Origin of the sequence: Labrenzia sp. 011, assembly GCF_003075075.1 — a bacterium.
Taxonomy (GTDB): Bacteria; Pseudomonadota; Alphaproteobacteria; order Rhizobiales; family Stappiaceae; genus Roseibium.
The window spans coordinates 1-15,180 of sequence record NZ_QCYM01000023.1 but is presented as its reverse complement, the minus strand read 5'-3'; the positions used below and the strand labels follow the sequence as shown (position 1 = coordinate 15,180).

Sequence of the window (15,180 nt, the reverse complement as noted above, 5' to 3'; positions counted from 1 at the left end):
TCCCTTACGGCCGGCCGACCCGCAGGCGCGGGTCTATGAGGAAATAGAGAATGTCGACGATGAAGTTGATGCCCACGAACATGAAGGCGGTCAGCATCAGATAGGCCGACATGATCGGAATATCGACGTTCTGCACCGCCTGCAGGAACATGAGCCCCATGCCGGGCCATTGGAACACGGTCTCGGTGATGGTCGCGAAGGCGATGATCGAACCGAGCTGCAGTCCGGTGATGGTCACCACCGGAACCAGCGTGTTCTTGAGCGCGTGGCGGAAATTGACCAGCCGGTCCGGCAGGCCGCGGGCGCGGGCGAACTTGATGTAGTCGGTCCGGATGACCTCGAGCATTTCGGCGCGGATCAACCGCATGATCAGCGTCATCTGGTAGAGCCCGAGGGTTATCGAAGGCAACACCAGGGCCTTGAGGCCGGACACCGTCAGGAACCCGGTGGTCCACCAGGAGCCGATCTGCACGGTTTCGCCGCGGCCGAAGCTCGGCAGCCATTGCAGGGTCACGGAAAACAGGAAGATCAGCAGGATCCCGATGAAGAACGTCGGCAGGGAAATGCCGATGAGCGATACCGAAAGAAACAGTTTCGAGATGGAAGAGTCCCGGTTGAGGCCGGCGAAGAGGCCCATTGGCACGCCGACGATAAGGGCGAAGAGTGCCGACGTGAAACTCAGCTCGAGCGTTGCCGGAATGCGCTTGGCGAAAAGCTCCGAGACGGGTTGGCGGAACTGGTAGGAGGTGCCGAAGTCGAACCGCACCGCCCGGGAAATGAAATGGTAGAACTGAAGGGGAATCGGGTCGTTCAGCCCGAGCCGTTCCCGCAGGGCTTCCCTGTCTTCCAGGGAAGTTTCGATACCGACCATCTGGTTGATCGGATCGCCGACAAAACGGAACATGGTGAAGGACAGAAGCGCCACCACCAGCATGACAATCATCGCCTGTACGAAGCGGCGCGTCGCGAAACCAATCATATCGGCTCTTTGGTCTGGGAAGATGAAAGACGCTCCCGGCCGGGGGCCGGGAGCGAGGAGCGTTCGAAAGCGCGGTCAGTTCTTGGTCACGAAGCGGAACTTGAACTGGTTGTCGGCACGCTGGACGAGCTGCACCTTGTCGGAAACGCCCCAAGCAAGACCCTGCTGATGCAGCGGAATGTAGTAGGCGTTGTCATGACTGATCCTGAAGGCCTCGGCGATAAGCTCGTCCCGCTTGTCCGGATCGATTTCCACCAGGATCTGGTCGCTCAGTTCGTCGATCCGGGCGTCGCAGAAACCGCCATTGTTGAACGGCGAGCCGGCGCCGGTCTCGTCCCGGCAGTTCATCAGGTTGTCGAGCACGTTCCAGCTGTCGAGGGAACCCGGTGTCCATCCAAGCAGATAGAAGGACGTGTCATAGCCGCCCGAAGCCAGGATCTTGGCGAAATACTTGGCTTTCGGCTGGGCGTTTAGATTCACCTTCACGCCGATTCGCGCCAGCATGGCCGCGGCCGCCTGACAGATGGCCTCGTCGTTGACATAGCGGTCGTTCGGACAATCCATGCCGACGGAAAACCCGTCCGCATATCCCGCTTCGGCCAACAGGGCCTTGGCCGCTTCCGGGTCGTACGGATAGCGCTCGAATTCACCTGCCCTGGAGAACAGGAACGGCGAGATCATGATGGCGGACGGCGTCGACAGATCGCGCATGACCTTCTTCTTGATCGCCTCGATGTCGATGGCCTGATAGACGGCCTTGCGGACCCTGGCATCCTTGAACGGGTTCTTGCCCTTCACGTCAGAATAGAGCAGTTCGTCGCGCATCTGGTCCATGCCCAGGAAAATGGTCCGCAGCTCAGGCCCGGTCAGGGCGATCGTGCCGGCATTGTCGTTGACGCGTTTGATGTCCTGGACCGGAATCGGATAGACCATGTCCAGTTCGCCGGACAGAAGGGCCGCGACACGGGTCGCATCGGAGGAAATCGGTGTGAACTCGACCGTGTCGAGATTGTGCGTCGCCTCATCCCACCAGTCGTCGTTCTTTTCGAAGACGGTCTTCACACCCGCTTCGTGGCTGGTGATCTTGAACGGGCCGGTGCCGTTCGCATGCAGGGCCGCGTAGTTGGCGGCGGTGTCGGACGCGGATGTGACCCGGACCGCGTCGTGCTCGGTCGTCCATTCCTTGTCCATGATGTAGAACGTGTCCCACTCGTAATGCAGGATCGGGTTCGGGCCGGTCAGGACGAAATCGACCGTATAATCGTCCACGATCTCGACCTTGGCGTCGGCGGGCACCCGCGTGGCCAGATCGGATCCCTCGGAGCGGACGCGATCGACGGAAAAGGCCACATCCTCTGCGGTGAAGTCGCCGCCATTGTGGAACTTGACGCCCTTGCGCAGGTAGAACCGCCACCGATTCGGCTCGACGATCTCCCAGCGTTCCGCCAGACCGGGCTCGATCGACAGATCAGCAGCCCGTCGGGTCAGTCCCTCGTAGGTATTCCCGAGGGACGACAACGTGAAAGTTTCGTTGAGACTGTAAGGATCCAGCGCGTTCAAAGTACCCTGAAAGGCGAACTTGAGTGTTTCAGCCTGAACAGCGGTACACGATCCTGCCACAAGTAAAGCTGTGGCGAACACAAAAGATTTCCTGATCATTTTCCCCTCTTTCCGGTTTCCCGAAATGCAATCCGAGTGCTTTGGCACGTTCCGAAGTTGCACGCCTGCCCTGTACTCGGGAACTATGACACCGTAACTGCCCGCTTTCAAACCGGTTTAGGAGTCTATTTGCGCCAATCCGGCTGTCAGTCTGTGCAAAAAGTCGGCACAGCGGTCCAGTTCTGCCAGTTCGATGAACTCGTCAGGCTGATGCGCCTGGTCGATGGATCCCGGACCGCAGATGACCGTGGAAAACCCGTGATTCTGGAAAATGCCGCCTTCGGTGGCGTAAACCACCACATTGCGGGCATTGTCACCGGTCAGACGCCGCGCGACCGTTTCGGCGTGGCCATCTTCTTCTTCCCTGAGGCCGGGTACATTTGCGATTTCCTCCACATCTATCCGGCAGTTCGCTGAAATCGCCTGCATGTCCGGCAATACTTCGCGCTCGATGAACGATCGGTAGGCCGCCACCCAGTCTTCCGCCCTTTCACCCGGCAACATGCGGATATCGGTGACAAATTCGCAGTGTTCCGACGTGATGTTATGCGCCTGCCCGCCCTGGATCACGCCGCAATGAAGGGTCGTGTAGGGCGGATCGAAGGGACAGGCGGGATCGGCCTTCTCCCTGTTCTGCGCGGTTCTGCCATCCAGCCAGCTAATCAGTTTTGCCGCCGCGGAAATGGCGGAAACGCCCCGGTGCAGTTGGCTGGAATGCACCGGGTGCCCGCGGATTCGGGTCTTGAGAACGACAATTCCCTTGTGACCGGTCACCACTTTCATGCCGGTGGGTTCGCCCACGATGACGAACTGCGGGCGCGGCCCCTGCGCGAGCATGTCCTCGATGAGCGGCGTGACGCCGGTGCAGCCGGTCTCCTCGTCGTAGGACAGGGCGATATGCACCGGTCTGCCGAGGTCGGCCGCCAGAAAATCGGGCACCTTCGCCAGCACCGTCGCGGCGAAACCTTTCATGTCCGCCGCGCCGCGTCCGTAAATCCGGCCGTCGGCTTCCCGGGCGGTGAAAGGGTCATGTGACCAGTCCTGGCCCTCCACAGGCACCACATCCGTGTGCGCCGACAGAACGGCGCCCCCGTCGACCTCCGGACCGATCCTGGCGTGAAGCGACGCCTTGATGCCGTCGTCGCTCGCAACACGGGTCGATGCCACGCCCAGTCCGGCGAGATAGTCCTCGACAAAGTCGATCAGGGCGAGATTGCTGCGGTCCGATATCGTGTTGAACGAGATCAGTTTCTTCAGCATCTCGCGCGGTGAACAGGTCTGGCTCACGTTTCCTCCAGGGTTTTCATCGCGTGGCCGCAGCGCTTTTGCGGCTCGTTTCCGCGTCAGGCACCTGGAGGCCCTCCAGGCTGACCATCGTGAATATCTGCAGGGCGTTTTCCTTGCCCCGCAACTTGATTTCCGAAGTCTGCGCTCCGGAAATCTCGGCACCTGCGGCGTCGGTCACCGCCTTGGAAACGGCAAGGAAACTTCCGTGAGCCTTGTTTTCCGTTTCCAGCCGGCTGGCCGTGTTGACCACGTCGCCGAGAGCGGTCAGGCCGCCCCGTCCACCGTTGGTGCCTGCCGCGCCGATCCGGCCCAGGATGGCCGGGCCCAGATGAAGTCCGATTCCGAGACGGATCGGATCGCGAAACTGCGGCCCCTTTTCCGCCTCCAGGGACGCCATGACATCTTCGATGCGCTTGCTGGCCAGAAGGGCCTGCCGGGCACCGGTGGCGGCGTCGGTCTCCATGCCGAAGATGGCCATGATGCCGTCGCCGATGAACTTGTCGACATGACCGCCTTCGGCGCGGATGGCTGCGGAGGCCTGATCGAGATAGCTGTTGAGCAGATGCACCACATCATAGGCGAGCTGGGATTCGGTGATGCGGGTGAAGTTGCGCAGGTCGACGAACATCACCGTCACGACCTGTTCCACGCCCCAGAAATAGGCATCCTGGAGATGCCGCATGGAGCCCTCCGCCGCCCGCACCGGCACCAGCGGCTGAATCTCGATATTTGCCCGGGGCCGGATCTGGCAGGCGAGGCGCACGTTTTCCCCGGCCGAAATTCTGGAAAGCACGGCCGATTCCGCCGGCCCCGGCAAATCAAGCGTATCTCCGCCTTCCACGATTCTCACACGGCAGGTCGAGCAGCGCGCCCGCCCGCCGCAGACGGCCGCATGTGGCACGTCCTTCATCCGGCTCATTTCCAGAAGTGTCGGTCCCGGAGACACACGGATCTTGAGACCACCGGGATAGGTGACCGAAATCCCGGAGGCAAAGCGCTGAACAAGATAGCGGATCAGCACGATGAGAAGGCTGATCAGGATGAGGCCGAAGACAACCGCCCGGAGCTGAAAGGCCAGACTTTCGGCCCACAGCCGCTGGTCGGCCGTGACTTGCACGGCGATATCCCGGCTCAGGGCCAGACGCCGGGCGCCTTCGATCCAGCCCCACAGCGCAAGCACGGGCACTGTGACGGCAAATGTGGCGGCCAGCGGAAGAAGGCGCCGGTAGAGGGGATAGAGCCGCAGCCAGAAATGAAGGCCGATCATGGCGTGAGACCAGACAACCAGCAGCAGGATGGACTGGGTCAGGGCGCCTTGCGGCCACAGCATGGTCAGCATCTGCGAATAGACCGGCGAGAATCCGAATTCCCAGGCAAGCCCCATGGTGAAGGCCACATGGGGGATCAGCGACCAGGGGATGTAAAGGCCGAGCGCCAGCTGGCAGAATTCCCAGCGCGACATCTTCAGCGTCCGGCGCCGGGCTGTGCGCCACAGGGCAAGCGTTACATGGGTCAGAGCCGCCAGCACAAGAAGCGCCTCTGCGAACGGGTTGCGCCAGACCCAGTAGTGCCAGGCCGAGGCCTTGTCCATCGCCTCGACGGAAATGATGCCGAGAGCGTGGTTGAGGAAGTGACTGAGGCAGAAGGTGAAGAGGATCAGCCCGCTCCACAGCCTCAGGCGCTGGCGCCAGTTGCCGGAACCCTGCCGCAAACCGGCCTTGGCCTGCCGGGAGGCCGGTTGGGCGGGAACGGAAGCAGCTGCGGGTACGCTCATGGAGTTCTCCAGGCATCCTTGCCGGTTTGGCGGCGCCTCCTGCAGGCGGGCCGAATCGTATGAATGCAGCAAAGCGGCAGGATTGCAAAGACCGGGGCGCCGGCCGGACTGTCGGGCGGGGGATCAGTGACGCGCCCGCGCCTTCCGGTCAACCCGGCGGGGGCTCCAATGGTGGAAAGTCTTTCCGGGTGCTTGAAACTCGATCCGCCAGACGCAACTGTCCCGCAGGACATTTTCACGGGGATATCGGAACATGAAGGTCTACGGCATCAGGAACTGCGACACCGTCAAGAAAGCCCGGGCATTTCTCGAGGAGGCGGGACTTGAATATGAATTTCACGATTACCGCAAGGACGGGGTGGATGCGGACAAGCTGGCGACCTTCGTCGGCGAATTCGGTTGGGACACGGTTTTGAACCGGCGCGGCACCACTTGGCGGAAACTGGATGACGAGATCAAGGACTCCGTCGTAGACGCCGTCAGCGCTCTCAGGATCATGAGCGAGCACCCCTCGGCAATCAGGCGTCCGATCGTCGAATGCGAAACGAAGAACTTCATCGGGTTCGACCCCGTTGCCTGGGAAATGGCGTTGGAACTGGGCGAACTTAAATAGGTGCCAGATCCTGGCGCGCACCGGCGTCCGGACTACCAGGTGCGCCGGGGGCCGGTGTCGATGTGGTAGTGGCCGGAGGCATAGTGCTTGTAGCCGCCGACTTCCTTCTGCGCTTTCAGAAAGGCGCTGACGGAAGAGGGGTTGCCGGCGACCGAGAAATCCACTGCCTGGCAGTTCAGGTGATAGGAGTTCCGGGCACCGCCCTTCCACCAGTTTTCCAGCCACCAGCGCTTTGTGGAATGCACGGTGACCTTGCCGTAGCGCTTGGCGACCCGGTTGAGCACTTTTTTCAGCTTGCGCGGCACGCACCAGGAACTGTCGTCATATTCGATCGAATTGTGGGATGCGGTCACCCAGCCCATGCCGGTCACACCGGCAACGGTGCCGCAGCCGGTGAGCGTGGCGATAAATCCAATGAATACGATCCAGGCGATGAGGCGCTGACGCATGACGGGCAAGCCTTGTCGAAACTGATTGCAATGTCGTCCCCCGCGCACAGGCTCAGACAATTTGATTAAAAATGTGATGAAAAACTTGGTTAACCGATCATGAATCGGAATAGTTCCTCTACCGCTCGGCTGTGCCAATTCGGGTGCACGGCGGTGCCCGATCGGGTATGCCCTTCCCGGATGGCGCCGCAATTGTCGGCCCCTGTCGGATTTTCATGCCGCTGTGCCGGTATTGCAGGGTCATGCTGTTGCGGAAGCTGCTGAAGAATACGACCTGATGACCGGCACAAGCCGGCCGTGAAAGGGTCCTGGGACAATTTGGAGACGTAAGAAGATGTCCGATAGCCTATTCGTTCTGACGCTGTCATGCGTTGACAAGCCCGGAATCGTGGCGGCCGTGACGACGGAACTGGCGGATTTCGGCGCCAATATCGCCGAAAGCGATCAGTTCTGGGACCGGGTCACCAATCAGTTCTTCCTCAGGATCGCCATTCTGGCCCCGGAAGGCGTCTCGCTGGAAAGCGTTCAGAAGTCGCTGGATCCGGTCATCAGCCGGTTCGACATGAAGGCGAAGCTGGTCGATACGGCCCGACGGCCGAGGGTGATTGTCATGGTGTCGAAATTCGATCACGCGATGCTGCACCTTCTCTATCAGATCCGCGTCGGCTGGATGGATGCGGAAGTCGTGGCGATCGTCTCCAACCACGCGGACGGCCGGCGGACGGCCGAACATGAAGGCATTCCCTTCCATCACTGGCCGGTGACGAAGGAAAACAAGGCCGAGCAGGAAGACAAGCTGCTGAAACTGGTCAAGGAAACCGGTGCCGATCTGGTGGTGCTGGCCCGCTACATGCAGGTGCTGTCCGACAACCTGTCCAAGCGGCTGTTCGGCAAGGTGATCAACATTCACCATTCCTTCCTGCCGAGCTTCAAGGGAGCCAAACCCTATCACCAGGCCCATGCGCGCGGCGTGAAGATGATCGGCGCCACGGCCCATTACGTCACGCCGGATCTCGATGAGGGGCCGATCATCGAACAGGATGCGGAACGGGTCAGCCATGCCCTGTCCGCCGAGGATTTCGTCGCCCGTGGCCGGGACATCGAAGCCCGCGTCCTTGCCCGTGCGGTGAAATACCATCTGGAGAACCGGGTGATGATCGTCGGCAACAAGACGATTGTCTTCACCCCGTAATCCGAAGGGGACAAGGCCGGATCGTTTTGCCCGCAGTTTCGGGCATTCACAGCACAAGCGACCAGAGCGTGGCGGCGATCATCGCCACCGCCATCGCGATGGTGATCGCCCGCATCAGGGGGCCGTCGCCGATCAGCGCGAGGATGGAAACGCCGGCCAGTGCCCAGAGCGAATGAAACACCGAGCCGCCGAGCACGAAGCCGGTGACCAGGATCATCGCGTTTTCATGTACGCCGAGACCGTTTCCGGCCAGAAAGGTCGAGAAGGCCGCCAGGTTCATTGCCCAGGTCTTCGGGCTGAGCGGATGGATCAAGAGGCCTTCCCTGAAGCCCGGCAGGGCAACCTCGCCCTTCGGCTTGACGGAGAGGGAAATTATCCGCCAGGCGAGATAGGTCATATAGGCCATGCTCAGGCCCTTGAAGAGGACGACCACCGGACCGCCGCCGGCCATGACATGGCCGAGACCGTAGGCAACGCCGAGCTGCAGCGGCACTGCCCCGATCTGGGAGGCGACGATGATCGGAAACGCCCTGCGGAATCCGGCGGAGGCGCCGACCGCCAGGAAGGTCAGGTTCCCCGGACCCGGCGTTCCGGTCATCACGATGACGAAGACCGCGAAGGCGAGCAACGTGGCAAGATCCATGGTCTGTCTCCGGACGGCAAGAGATCGATACAATCGATACAAAATCACGGAAATACCAAGTGTCTTGAGAAATTGTATCCGTCAATGATAACATTGTTCTCATGACAATGTGGATCCCGGACATCACGGCGGCGCAGGGGCCGATTTATCTGGCCATCGCCGACGCTCTGGAGGCCGATATCGCCAGCGGTTCCCTGGCGCAGGGGGACCGGCTTCCGCCGCAGCGGGAACTGGCCTACCGGCTGGGCGTGACCCTTGGGACCGTCACCAGGGCCTATGGCGAGGCGGAACGGCGCCGGCTGGTGAAGGGCGAGACCGGCCGCGGCACTTATGTCGCCCCGGAAAAGCAGAAGGTCTCCCCGCTGATCGCCAGGGAAGAGGAACCCGATGCTGTCGATCTGGCCCGCAATTTCGCCTATCCGCATCTCAATCCGAGCCTGTCCGACGGGCTCATGCGCATGGCCCGCACGTTCGGCATCGACCGGCTGAACGGTTTCGTGCCCTCCGAGGGGTTGAGGGCGCACCGGGAAACCGGGGTTCTCGTCTTCAAGGATTACGGTCTCGACGCCGATCCGGCCCGTGTTGCCGTCACCTGCGGCGCCCAGCACGGCATCCAGGTGACCTGTCAGGCGCTCTTCAGACCCGGCGACGCAATCGCCGTTGACCGCTTTACCTATCCGTCGATCTTCAGTTCCCTGGCGGGCATCGGTCTGAAACCGGTTCCCCTGCCGGCCCTGCGGCGGGCGGACGGCGGTTTCGGCGCCATGGATCCGGAAGCGCTTGCCCGGGCGGCGGAAACCCACGGCGTCAAGGGGGTTTTCCTGATGCCCAACATGCAGAATCCGACCACCCACACCATGTCCGTGGAGGAACGGCAGGATCTTGTCCGCGTGGCGCGGTCCCATGACATCAGGATCGTGGAGGACGATCCCTACACGCCGTTTCTGCCGGAAAGCCTGCCCGCTTTCGGAGCGCTCGCCCCGGAACGGACCGCGTCGATCGCCAGCATATCGAAGGTCTGTTCTCCCGGCAGCCGGATCGGCTTTGTCCACGTGCCGGCCGCCTTTGGCGACAGCATCCGCAACAAGATCGGCGAAAGCACCTGGATGGCCTCGCCGATCACCGCCGAACTGATCGCCGGCTGGGTCCGGGAGGGGCATCTGTTCAAGGCGCTGCGCCTGAAGCGGAAGGCCAACCGTGTCCGGTTCCTGCATGCGCAGGATCTCCTGTCGCCCTATTTTCTTCAAGGCGGGCCGGACAAGGTGTTCGGCTGGCTGCGGCTGCCGGACACTGTCGATCCCGATACGCTTCAGGCCACGCTTGGCCACCAGGGTGTCGCGGTTCTCTCGTCGAGATATTTTCAGGTTCGGGATCACACACCCGCCCCCTATCTGCGCATCACTTTCGGATCGGAGGACTGCGAAGACCGTTTCCGTTGGGCTCTCGGAAAGGTCAGGGCGACGATCGACCAATTGGCTGACTTGCCGGAACTGACGCGGCCGGTAGGCTGAGCCCGCCCGCAGAGGCTTTGACAACCGGCACGGACCGGTCAATAAGCGGCGCGACAAGGGTTGGAACCGGCCGTCCTGCAACGTCCGGCGACGAGGTGACATGGCGTATTGGCGGAAAAACACCAGGAAACAGCGGCCGCGCGTCTGTGATCCCGAGGCGAGTCCCTATGCGGAGTTCCATGACATCGGGCTTTCCATCGGCGGCAGGCGTATTCTGCAGGGGCTGTCCCTGACCCTGTCGGAGCACAGGATCGGCGTGATCGGCCTCAACGGTTCCGGGAAGAGCAGCTTCGTCCGGTTGCTGAACGGGCTGAGAACACCGGACGCCGGCAGCCTCACCCTATTCGGGGCGCCGGGCGAGCGGGCCCTGCCGGAACTGCCGCGCCATGTGGGCTTCGTTTTCCAGAACCCGGATCATCAGGCCATTTTTCCGACGGTCGAGGAGGAGATCGCCTTCGGACTGACGCAACTCGGAGCGGACAAGACCGAAAGCCGCGCCCGCGCCCGGGATTTTCTCGCCCGCCATGGCTGCGGGCAACTTGCGGACAGCCCGGTAGCAGAATTGTCCGGGGGACAGAAGCAGCTCATCTGCATCCTCGCCGTCCTGGTCATGGAGCCGAGGCTGCTGGTTCTTGACGAACCGCTGACCAGTCTGGACGCGCTCGCCACCGGCAGGATCCGCGACAAGCTCCTGTCCCTGCCGCAGAAGATCGTCATGGTCAGCCACGACCTGGGTCATCTGGCCGGATTCGACCGGATCCTGTGGCTGGAGGACGGGCGTCTGCGCATGGACGGACCTCCCGACACGGTCCTGCCGGCCTATTCCGCCGACATCCGCCGCAGGCTGGGGACGGAAGCGGAGCTCGCGGCCCTTTGATCTCGATTTATCTCAGAGGCGACAGCTGGGCGCACAGGACGCCCGCCGGGGTCAAGCTCCTGGCGGTGGCCATCGGCAGCCTGTTTTTGTTCCAGACCGCCTCGATCTGGATTTTCCTGGCCTGTCTGGCCGCCGTTGTCGCACTGTATGCCTCGTTGGGAAGACAGGGGCTGGCGCAGCTGAAGCTGCTGCGCGGTCTGACGGTGTTTCTCGTCATTCTGGTTGCCCTGCACTGGCTGTCCGGCACGCTCATGGAGGGCATTGCGGTTGTGCTGCGGCTGGTCGTCATGTTCCTGGCGGCGAATTTCGTTTCGGTGACCACGCGCCTGGACGATATGCTGGAAGCTGTCCGCCCGCTCTTCCGGCCTCTTGAATGGGTCGGCCTGTCCTCCCGCAAACCGGCGCTGGGCGTGGCGCTGGCCCTGCGCTTCGCGCCGCACATGACGCAGATCTTTTCCATGCTGCGGGAAGCCTGGCAGGCACGGACGGGATCGAGAACCTCCTGGCGGCTGCTGGCGCCTTTTGCTGTTCAATCGCTGCGCATGTCGGATAATGTGGCCGAAGCCCTGAAGGCTCGCGGCGGCTCCGAGGGACTCTCGGGTTGAGCAGGAACATGCCGCTCGGGTCTGGCCTTCGCCGTGGATCTGCGCTATCGCCCCGGCAGATGACTGCACTGCTGAGGCCCTCCGCGGGTCGTCAAACAGGAAACCAAGGAAAAACAAATGACTGACCGGTCCCTCGTGCATGTTGCCTTCTACGCCGCGCTGATTGCCGCCCTCGGGCTCGTGCCGCCCGTGGCCATTCCGCTCATGGGGGGCGTGCCCATTACCGCGCAGACCCTCGGCGTGATGCTGGCCGGCGTGATGCTCGGGCCGGTTCGCGGCGGGCTCGCTGTTCTGCTCTTTCTGTTTCTCGTCGCGCTCGGCGCCCCCTTCCTGTCCGGTGGCCGGGGCGGCTGGGGTGTCTTCATGACACCGTCCGTCGGCTTTCTGATCGGCTGGCCGGTCGGCGCCTTCGTTGCCGGATGGGTCATGCGCGCCACGTCCGACATGAACATCCTGGCGGCGGCGGGCCTCTCGGCGGCTCTTGGCGGAATTGTCGTGGTCTATGCCTTCGGGGTTCCCGGCGTCGCCCTCATGGCGGGCCTGTCCCTGCCGAAAGCGGCCCTTGCCAGCGTCATCTACATTCCCGGCGATCTGATCAAGGTCGTTCTGGCCGCGCTGATCACCCAGACGGTTGCCCGCGGCCTGCCGGGAGCCGTTCTCTCCCGCACGCCGACCGGTGCGAACGACAAGACGGTGAACTGACCGGGCTGTGAAGAGAGCCGCATTCGGAACCGCCCCGCCATGGCATTTGTCGGCGACAATCTGACGGCCTTTGCCGCGCAAAACCCGGACGGCGCCGCTCTGCGATGCGGCTCTGCCGGCTGGACGTGGCGGGAACTGCTGCGCGACATCGCGGCGGTTGAAGGCCATCTTCGCAGCCACGCGCCGCGCGCTGGCCGGATCCTCCTGCTTTTGAGGGACCCGGCTGCGCTGCTCATCTGTTTCTTTGCCTGCGCCCGTACCGGGCGGATTGCGGTGGTCGCCGATGCTGCCTGGCCCGCAGGCCTGAAATCCGACATTCTGGCCGGGGTGAAGCCGGACCTTTGCATCGACGACGGGTCGTTTGCCGCTGCCCGCCGCCACCTTGCGCCGCGGCCGGTACCGGATGCGGCGGACACGGATGCGCCACCCGAAGCGGCGGATCTCTTTTATGCAGGCTTCACGTCCGGCACCAGCGGCCTGCCCAAGGGCTATGTGCGCACCCATGGCTCCTGGCTGGAAAGTTTCGAACTCAGCAATCGCATGTTCGGTCCCGCGCAGGCGGATCGCGTGGTTCTGCCCGGCGGACTGACCCACTCCCTGCATCTTTATGGTGCCGTCTGCGGTCTCGCTTATGGCCGGGAGGTCGTTCTCCTGCCGCGCTTCGATCCGCGCAACTTGCTGGCGGAACTCGCATCCGCCGGATCCGGAGCCACGCTCTATGCAACGCCCACCCAGCTTCATTATCTGTGCGCGGCGGCACGCCGCCTGGGGCCGGTCGAAGCCGTGCGCCAGGTGCTGGCCAGTGGCGCCAAATGGGGGGAGGAGGATCGCAAGGCCCTCGCCGGTGTCTTTCCGCAGGCCCGGCTGATCGAATTCTACGGCGCCTCCGAAACCAGTTTCATTGCCATCGCTGCGCCTGAGGACACTGTGCCCGCAGGTTCGGTCGGGCGTGCCGCACCGGGCGTTCGGATCGTCATTGGAGATCCGCGGAACCCGGCAGCCGCAGGCCGCTCCGGTCCTGTCTGGGTCAGGAGCGGCATGCTGTTTTCCGGCTATATCTGTGGAGAGGCACCGCAGACCCGCTGGCACGACGGCTGGCTGACCTTCGGCGACAACGGCTTTCTCGACAGTGACGGCTTTCTGTTTCTGACCGGGCGCGGCAACCGGATGATCATCACCGGTGGACTGAATGTCTATCCGGAGGAGGTCGAAGCGGTCCTGGTGGATCATCCCGCCGTCGCGGTGGCTGTCGTGGCCGGTCTTCCTGACAGCGTCCGGGGCCAGAGGCTGGAAGCGGTCGTGCAGCTCTGCAGGCCATTGACCGACCCGGCAGATGTTCTTCAGCGTCACTGCAGGGACCGTCTGGCCGCCGGAAAGGTGCCCCGGAATTTCCATATCCGCGAAAGCCTCCCTCTGACCGCCGGCGGAAAGCCGGATATTCAACGGATCGTTTCTGATCTTCTTGGGGAGCAAGGCAGGGAGAAGGCATGACCGCAAGACGTCGGGTTGTCATTGCTGCGGCAAGACGCACGGCCATCGCCCCGCGCGGTGGCGCCCTGTCCCGCTTTCAGGCGGATGAGCTGGCCGCGTCGGTTCTGGCCCGGCTCATCGCCGATGGCGGGCTGTCTGAAGGCCGGATCGATCATGTCATTCTGGGCAATGCGCTTTATGGCGGCGGCAATCCGGCCCGCCTGGCCGCCCTGCGTGCGGGCCTGCCGCCCTCCGTTCCCGCGCTCACCGTGGACACCCAATGCTGTTCCGGTCTCGATGCCATCCTGCTCGGCGCCCGCATGATCGAGGCGGGGGCGGCCGACTGTGTGCTGGCAGGTGGCACGGAAAGCTTCAGCCGGGCACCAATTCGCATGCACCGTCCGCAGTCCGCTGAGGCCCGGCCCGTGGCCTATGACCGGCCCGCCTTTGCGCCGCCGCCCTATGAGGATCCGGATCTGGCGGCTGCGGCCGCACGGCTGGCGGCGGAACGGGGCGTGTTGCGCACGGTCCAGGCGGACTTCGCCGTTCAGTCGCATGCCAAGGCCGCCGAGGCGGCCAACGCCTTGCGCGACAGACTGGTGCAAGTGGAGGAACCGGGAGCTGATCGGGACAGCTTCACGAGAGCGCTGTCTTTGCAAACCGCCCTGCGCGCCCCTGTTCTGGCCGGATCCGGAGACACCGGCCTGAGTGCTGCAACCATCTGCTGCCAGGCAGATGGGGCTGCCGCGGTCCTGCTGGTAGCGGAAGATTGCCTGACTAGGACCTGTCCGGCGGAAAACGGGCGACCTTCGATGCGCATCGTCGCCGGATTGACCGCGGGCGGCGATCCGGCCGCGCCCGCCCTGGCCCCGATCGCGGTTGCCCGGAGCCTGCTTGCCGGTCTCGGCCTGGAGGCAGCGTCCCTGACCACGGTGGAACTGATGGAAGCCTATGCGGTTCAGGCCATGGTCACGGTGGAGGACCTCGGGATCGATCCCCGCCGCCTCAATCCGCTCGGCGGCGCCCTGGCACGCGGCCATCCGGTCGGCGCTTCCGGCGCTGTTCTGGCGGTGCAATTGTTTGAGCGGCTGCGGTTGCAGGAGGATCTCGCCGAGTCTGCCCAATTCCGGGGCATGGCGCTGATTGCGGCAGCCGGCGGACTGGCCGCAGGACTGGTTGTGGAGGCCGGTCCGGACCCGCGAAGAGCAAAGGCGGGTAACGACTAACCGCATGATTTCGCCGAAAAAAAATCGGCACTGAAAGTTTTTTCGGGTTTTTTGATTTTTTTCGAATTCAGGAGTTGACGGTGTGGAGTGTGCTGCGTATAACGCGGCTCATCGACGGCGGCAACGTCGCTGGCGAGAGGGTTTTTCGTCCTAAATTCCTGAAAATCGGACATCGTGTTCCGGGCTGCAAGGT

The 15,180-nt window shown here is 63.0% G+C and carries 15 protein-coding genes; 8 read left to right on the top strand and 7 right to left on the bottom strand.

Annotated elements, in window-relative coordinates; genetic code table 11:
• Nucleotides 1-4: 4 nt before the first annotated feature.
• From DCO57_RS19075 to DCO57_RS19060, 4 genes are all read right to left on the bottom strand, one after another.
• Nucleotides 5-979, bottom strand: a complete 975-nt coding sequence (locus tag DCO57_RS19075; protein ID WP_116700510.1) for an ABC transporter permease — start codon at nucleotides 977-979, stop codon at nucleotides 5-7.
• Nucleotides 980-1,054: 75 nt separating this feature from the next.
• Nucleotides 1,055-2,638: an ABC transporter substrate-binding protein gene (locus DCO57_RS19070; RefSeq protein WP_116700509.1), complete on the bottom strand. Its 1,584-nt coding sequence runs from the start codon at nucleotides 2,636-2,638 to the stop codon at nucleotides 1,055-1,057.
• Between the two features lie 117 nt (nucleotides 2,639-2,755).
• Nucleotides 2,756-3,925 (bottom strand): acetylornithine deacetylase, encoded by a 1,170-nt coding sequence (argE, locus tag DCO57_RS19065; protein ID WP_244287977.1) that lies wholly within the window; start codon nucleotides 3,923-3,925, stop codon nucleotides 2,756-2,758.
• A 16-nt stretch (nucleotides 3,926-3,941) separates the two neighbouring features.
• Entirely contained in the window at nucleotides 3,942-5,699 is a 1,758-nt protein-coding gene (locus tag DCO57_RS19060; RefSeq protein ID WP_116700507.1) for an adenylate/guanylate cyclase domain-containing protein, read from the bottom strand.
• Between the two features lie 253 nt (nucleotides 5,700-5,952).
• Here DCO57_RS19060 and DCO57_RS19055 point away from each other — a divergent pair, with 253 nt between their 5' ends.
• Complete coding sequence (locus DCO57_RS19055) at nucleotides 5,953-6,312, top strand: ArsC family reductase (RefSeq protein WP_116700506.1); 360 nt, start codon at nucleotides 5,953-5,955, stop codon at nucleotides 6,310-6,312.
• A 32-nt stretch (nucleotides 6,313-6,344) separates the two neighbouring features.
• Here the strand turns inward: DCO57_RS19055 and DCO57_RS19050 are convergent, their stop codons facing one another.
• Nucleotides 6,345-6,761: a D-Ala-D-Ala carboxypeptidase family metallohydrolase gene (locus DCO57_RS19050; RefSeq protein WP_116700505.1), complete on the bottom strand. Its 417-nt coding sequence runs from the start codon at nucleotides 6,759-6,761 to the stop codon at nucleotides 6,345-6,347.
• Between the two features lie 334 nt (nucleotides 6,762-7,095).
• Between DCO57_RS19050 and purU the strand changes: the two genes are divergently transcribed.
• Entirely contained in the window at nucleotides 7,096-7,953 is an 858-nt protein-coding gene (purU, locus tag DCO57_RS19045) for a formyltetrahydrofolate deformylase (protein ID WP_116700504.1), read from the top strand.
• 46 nt (nucleotides 7,954-7,999) lie between these two features.
• Here the strand turns inward: purU and DCO57_RS19040 are convergent, their stop codons facing one another.
• Entirely contained in the window at nucleotides 8,000-8,596 is a 597-nt protein-coding gene (locus DCO57_RS19040; RefSeq protein WP_116700503.1) for a LysE family transporter, read from the bottom strand.
• 101 nt (nucleotides 8,597-8,697) lie between these two features.
• Between DCO57_RS19040 and DCO57_RS19035 the strand changes: the two genes are divergently transcribed.
• From DCO57_RS19035 to DCO57_RS19010, 6 genes are all read left to right on the top strand, one after another.
• Complete coding sequence (locus tag DCO57_RS19035; RefSeq protein ID WP_208978041.1) at nucleotides 8,698-10,107, top strand: PLP-dependent aminotransferase family protein; 1,410 nt, start codon at nucleotides 8,698-8,700, stop codon at nucleotides 10,105-10,107.
• A 100-nt stretch (nucleotides 10,108-10,207) separates the two neighbouring features.
• Complete coding sequence (locus DCO57_RS19030) at nucleotides 10,208-10,984, top strand: ABC transporter ATP-binding protein (protein WP_116700502.1); 777 nt, start codon at nucleotides 10,208-10,210, stop codon at nucleotides 10,982-10,984.
• Nucleotides 10,981-11,589, top strand: a complete 609-nt coding sequence (locus DCO57_RS19025; RefSeq protein ID WP_116700501.1) for an energy-coupling factor transporter transmembrane protein EcfT — start codon at nucleotides 10,981-10,983, stop codon at nucleotides 11,587-11,589. The genes DCO57_RS19030 and DCO57_RS19025 overlap by 4 nt, the downstream gene beginning before the upstream one ends.
• A gap of 117 nt (nucleotides 11,590-11,706) precedes the next feature.
• On the top strand, nucleotides 11,707-12,291 hold the full coding sequence (locus DCO57_RS19020; RefSeq protein ID WP_116700500.1) for a biotin transporter BioY: 585 nt from the start codon (nucleotides 11,707-11,709) through the stop codon (nucleotides 12,289-12,291).
• 39 nt (nucleotides 12,292-12,330) lie between these two features.
• On the top strand, nucleotides 12,331-13,782 hold the full coding sequence (locus DCO57_RS19015; protein ID WP_116700499.1) for an AMP-binding protein: 1,452 nt from the start codon (nucleotides 12,331-12,333) through the stop codon (nucleotides 13,780-13,782).
• Nucleotides 13,779-14,987 (top strand): acetyl-CoA C-acyltransferase, encoded by a 1,209-nt coding sequence (locus DCO57_RS19010; RefSeq protein ID WP_116700498.1) that lies wholly within the window; start codon nucleotides 13,779-13,781, stop codon nucleotides 14,985-14,987. The genes DCO57_RS19015 and DCO57_RS19010 overlap by 4 nt, the downstream gene beginning before the upstream one ends.
• Here the strand turns inward: DCO57_RS19010 and DCO57_RS23730 are convergent.
• On the bottom strand, nucleotides 14,984-15,180 hold a 197-nt coding region (locus DCO57_RS23730; RefSeq protein WP_205756220.1), incomplete at its 5' end, for a hypothetical protein. The two genes, DCO57_RS19010 and DCO57_RS23730, sit on opposite strands and share 4 nt — an antisense overlap.

Bases quoted from the DNA above. Each gene is read 5' to 3' on its own strand.
- DCO57_RS19075 (WP_116700510.1), bottom strand. From the start codon at position 979: ATGATTGGTTTCGCGACGCGCCGCTTCGTACAGGCGATGATTGTCATG.
- DCO57_RS19070 (WP_116700509.1), bottom strand. From the start codon at position 2,638: ATGATCAGGAAATCTTTTGTGTTCGCCACAGCTTTACTTGTGGCAGGA.
- DCO57_RS19060 (WP_116700507.1), bottom strand. From the start codon at position 5,699: ATGAGCGTACCCGCAGCTGCTTCCGTTCCCGCCCAACCGGCCTCCCGG.
- DCO57_RS19055 (WP_116700506.1), top strand. From the start codon at position 5,953: ATGAAGGTCTACGGCATCAGGAACTGCGACACCGTCAAGAAAGCCCGG.
- DCO57_RS19050 (WP_116700505.1), bottom strand. From the start codon at position 6,761: ATGCGTCAGCGCCTCATCGCCTGGATCGTATTCATTGGATTTATCGCC.
- purU (WP_116700504.1), top strand. From the start codon at position 7,096: ATGTCCGATAGCCTATTCGTTCTGACGCTGTCATGCGTTGACAAGCCC.
- DCO57_RS19040 (WP_116700503.1), bottom strand. From the start codon at position 8,596: ATGGATCTTGCCACGTTGCTCGCCTTCGCGGTCTTCGTCATCGTGATG.
- DCO57_RS19035 (WP_208978041.1), top strand. From the start codon at position 8,698: ATGACAATGTGGATCCCGGACATCACGGCGGCGCAGGGGCCGATTTAT.
- DCO57_RS19030 (WP_116700502.1), top strand. From the start codon at position 10,208: ATGGCGTATTGGCGGAAAAACACCAGGAAACAGCGGCCGCGCGTCTGT.
- DCO57_RS19020 (WP_116700500.1), top strand. From the start codon at position 11,707: ATGACTGACCGGTCCCTCGTGCATGTTGCCTTCTACGCCGCGCTGATT.
- DCO57_RS19015 (WP_116700499.1), top strand. From the start codon at position 12,331: ATGGCATTTGTCGGCGACAATCTGACGGCCTTTGCCGCGCAAAACCCG.
- DCO57_RS19010 (WP_116700498.1), top strand. From the start codon at position 13,779: ATGACCGCAAGACGTCGGGTTGTCATTGCTGCGGCAAGACGCACGGCC.